Here is a 3,949-nt window from a genome sequence, read left to right on the forward strand (position 1 = left end):
TGGCATTTTTTGATGTCTTGTAACGCTTTATAAGCGCGTTCAGCTTATTTAGATAAAAATCTAGATGTAGATGAAGTTTTGTAAAGACATACAGTATCTATATACTGCAAAAAATTGAACATAAGACGCCGATACATTAAGTAACCCTTACCTTTTAATCTGCAGATTGGCGAAAGCAAATACAATAGCTTCAGTTTCATGATAGGGGAGCTGGCGGAGTTTGTCAAGCAAGTTTTTTCGTTTCTACTGAATGACAGTTGTGGCTTGGGAGGTAGTGCAAGAAGTCTATTGTATTACTGAATTATTAATAATCTAGTAATAGTGCCTGCTATGTAGCTAAAATTTTCCTTTAACTTAAGCTATATGTAGCTAAAATAACTTGGGTTTACCGACGATTTGACAAACGACAAATTCGTCATCCCGCTACTTGTTAGCGGGATCTAGAGATATCGCAGCGGTATGACCCTGACTTGCATTAGCTATGTATAATAAAGGGAATCTATGACAAAAGAATCATTGGTAAAAACTGATATAGTGAAAGTTGAAGACAAAAAGGCGGTAAGAAGCTTTTTTAAAATACTAGGTGGAGTGGCAGATGCTGTAAGATCGTGGATTGGTAACATCAGTCCTGATTTAAGCAACAGTCGCGATATCGATAGTTTAGTCTTGAAGATGAACGAGTGCTTAAATCCAAAGGGAGGGGAGATTTCAGCACGTAAAAACGCTGTATCTCTTGGTAACTTGTACTTAAGCTTATCAGAGAAAGGTAAAATAAAATTTCTACAAACCCTGGCAGAAAAATTTAATCCGAATAAAGCGGAAATAGATGAGAAAATTAGAGAGTATAAGAAAAACCAAGATCCCGAGTTAAACTATAAATTTGAACAGGATTTAATAAAAATTCTTGAATCACCGCGTTCTAAAATATTGAAGCAATTTATTTCTTTACCAGAAGGCCTTAAGTTTATTGTTGATATGCGTTCTGACGTGCTTAAGCTAAAGAACCAATATAGAAGCTTGAATCCACTAGAAAGCGAATTAAAAAATATACTCTATACTTGGGTTGATGTTGATCTACTTGATCTTCGTCAAATCACCTGGGATTCACCTGCATCATTGCTAGAAAAACTTATAAAATATGAAGCTGTGCATAAAATTTCCTCTTGGGATGACTTAAAAAACAGGCTGGGTCTCTGTTTTGCTTTTTTTCATTACAAGATACCAAACGAACCTCTAATTTTTGTAGAGGTTGCATTGGTGGATAAGATTGCAGATAGTATTCAACACCTTTTAGATGAGTCAGTACCTTCAAATGATCCGAGTAATGCAAGCACTGCTATATTCTATTCAATATCAAACACTCAAGCAGGGTTATCTGGAATCAGCCTTGGTAATTTTTTGATCAAAAGGGTTGTAGAAAAGCTATCACAGGAGTTTAAAAGTATAAAAACATATGCAACTCTTTCTCCAATACCTGGCTTTACGAAATGGCTAAAAAACAATCTAAACCAAGATGTCACTTTATTGGGCAAACTAAATATAAAACAATCTAGTGCAGAAATTTTAGAAAGTGCAGAGCAATTAAAAATTAACGTTGAATGTATAAATGAAACTAAACAATGCATGCTTAAACTATGTGCATATTATTTACTAAAAGTGAATAATAGTAATGGGAATGCTTATGATCCGGTGGCGCATTTTCATTTAAGCAATGGTGCATCGATAAAACAATTAAACTGGATGGCGGATACTTCTGAAAAAGGTATTAGTCAGTCGGCTGGAATGATGGTAAATTATCTGTATGAGTTGCCTAAAATAGATAATAATCATGAAAACTATATGGTTAATAAAGTGATTTCCTGCTCGAAAAAAGTGTCGTCTATGTTGAAGGAGTAAATAGTCTCTTAATAAAGGATTGCCCTCACAACACTTAAAATGTAAAATGGTTCTACTTAAGTAAAATAGCCATAAATGAACAACATAAGAAATTTTGCAATAATAGCGCATATAGACCACGGTAAGTCAACGCTTGCTGACCGTTTAATAGAGGAATGTAACGGCCTTGAAGCAAGAGAAATGATCAATCAAATACTCGATTCAATGGATATAGAACGCGAACGTGGGATTACAATTAAGGCACAGACGGTAAAACTCAATTATACGGCAAACGACGGTAATCAATATTGCCTAAATCTCATGGACACCCCAGGTCACGTTGACTTTTCTTACGAGGTAAGCCGAAGCTTAGCCGCATGTGAAGGTTCACTTTTAGTGGTAGATAGTAGCCAGGGCGTTGAAGCACAAACCCTTGCAAATGTATATAAAGCTATTGACAACAACCATGAAATAATAGTTGTGCTCAATAAAGTTGATCTTCCTGCTGCAGATCCAGAAAAGGTAAAACTCCAGGTTGAGGAAGTAATTGGCATTGACGCAAGTGAGTCAGTTTTAATATCAGCAAAAACTGGACTTGGAATAAAAGATGTACTGGAAGCAATAGTAGCAAAACTTCCAGCTCCTCAAGGTGATGTAAATGCTCCACTGCAAGCAATTTTGGTTGATAGTTGGTATGACACTTACTTAGGAGTAGTAATTTTAGTGCGAGTTAAAAATGGAGTGCTAAAAAAAGGCATGAGAATTGTTATGATGTCTAATAATGCTACATATCAGATAGATAATATCGGTATTTTCACCCCTAAAAAAGTGATGACGGGTGAACTTTCAGCGGGTGAAGTTGGTTTTATAACTGCTTCAATGAAGGAAGTAGCAGACTGCAAGGTAGGAGACACTATCACTGAGGAAAAGAGACCTTGTAGTGAAGCACTTCCTGGATTTAAAGAAGTGCATCCTGTGGTATTTTGTAGCATTTTCCCTCACAAAACGGATGATTTTAAATATCTAAGGGAAGCTCTAGAGAAGTTACATTTAAATGATGCAAGTTTTACCTTCGAAGCTGAAACTTCAAATGCACTAGGCTATGGATTTCGTTGTGGTTTTTTGGGAATGTTGCATCTTGAAGTTATTCAAGAAAGACTCGAGAGAGAGTTTGATTTAGATCTAACAGCAACTGCACCGAGTGTTATATATAGGGTTACAACACGAAGTGGTGAAGTTTTGAATATTCATAACCCAAGTGATATGCCAGATCCAACGAAAATTGAAATTGTGGAAGAACCGTGGATTACCGCAACCATAATGGTTCCTGATCAATACTTAGGTGATATTCTATCTCTATGTGAAGAAAGGAGGGGAGAACAGGAGGATTTATCTTACATTGGTAACACAACAACAGCATTGTTAAGATATAAATTACCACTGTCTGAAGTTGTTTTTGACTTTTATGATCGATTAAAATCAATTTCCAAAGGATATGCAAGTTTGGATTGGGAAATTTCCAGCTATCTGGTAAGCCAAATAGATAAATTAAGCTTTTTAATTAATGGAGAGCCCGTAGATGCACTGGCTTGTATCGTTCACAAAAGTAGGGCAGAAAAAAGGGGGCGTGAAATATGTGCACGCTTGAAGGATTTAATACCACGTCAGCAATATAAAATCGCGATTCAAGCGGCAGTGGGCGGAAAAATTATTGCCAGAGAAACGATTAACCCATACAGAAAAGATGTAACAGCTAAACTCTATGGTGGAGATGTAACGCGAAGAATGAAACTACTTGAAAAGCAAAAGAAGGGTAAAAAAAGGTTACATTCTATAGGGAACGTAAATATTCCACAGAATGCTTTTATTCAAGCCTTGAAGATAAGTGATTGATCTTAAAAGACTTCTTGTATAGTTTTTGGCAACAACCGTTAGAAACGAAAAAGCTTACTTGACAAACTCCGCCAGCCCCCTTATCATGAAGCTGAAGCTATTTATTTATCTTCTCTGTACAGATTAAATGACAAAAAAACTCACGTATCTGGCGTCTCATGTTTAATTTTTTGCACTATGT

The 3,949-nt window shown here is 36.1% G+C and carries 2 protein-coding genes; both read left to right on the forward strand.

The features are described from left to right. Nucleotides 1-501 precede the first annotated feature (501 nt). The gene (locus OZD64_RS02950) at nucleotides 502-1,896 is read left to right on the forward strand and encodes a malonyl-CoA decarboxylase (RefSeq protein WP_274999267.1); all 1,395 of its coding nucleotides are present in this window, start codon (nucleotides 502-504) and stop codon (nucleotides 1,894-1,896) included. A gap of 75 nt (nucleotides 1,897-1,971) precedes the next feature. Then, a complete protein-coding gene (gene lepA / locus OZD64_RS02955) occupies nucleotides 1,972-3,768 on the forward strand; it encodes a translation elongation factor 4 (RefSeq protein ID WP_010082651.1) in 1,797 nt (598 codons plus the stop codon). Nucleotides 3,769-3,949 lie beyond the last annotated feature (181 nt).

It is taken from the genome of Wolbachia endosymbiont of Drosophila tristis, from assembly GCF_028981745.1.
Lineage (GTDB): Bacteria > Pseudomonadota > Alphaproteobacteria > Rickettsiales > Anaplasmataceae > Wolbachia > Wolbachia pipientis.

Excerpts from the sequence above, each read along its gene's own strand:
- OZD64_RS02950 (WP_274999267.1), top strand. The coding sequence starts at position 502 with ATGACAAAAGAATCATTGGTAAAAACTGATATAGTGAAAGTTGAAGAC.
- lepA (WP_010082651.1), top strand. The coding sequence starts at position 1,972 with ATGAACAACATAAGAAATTTTGCAATAATAGCGCATATAGACCACGGT.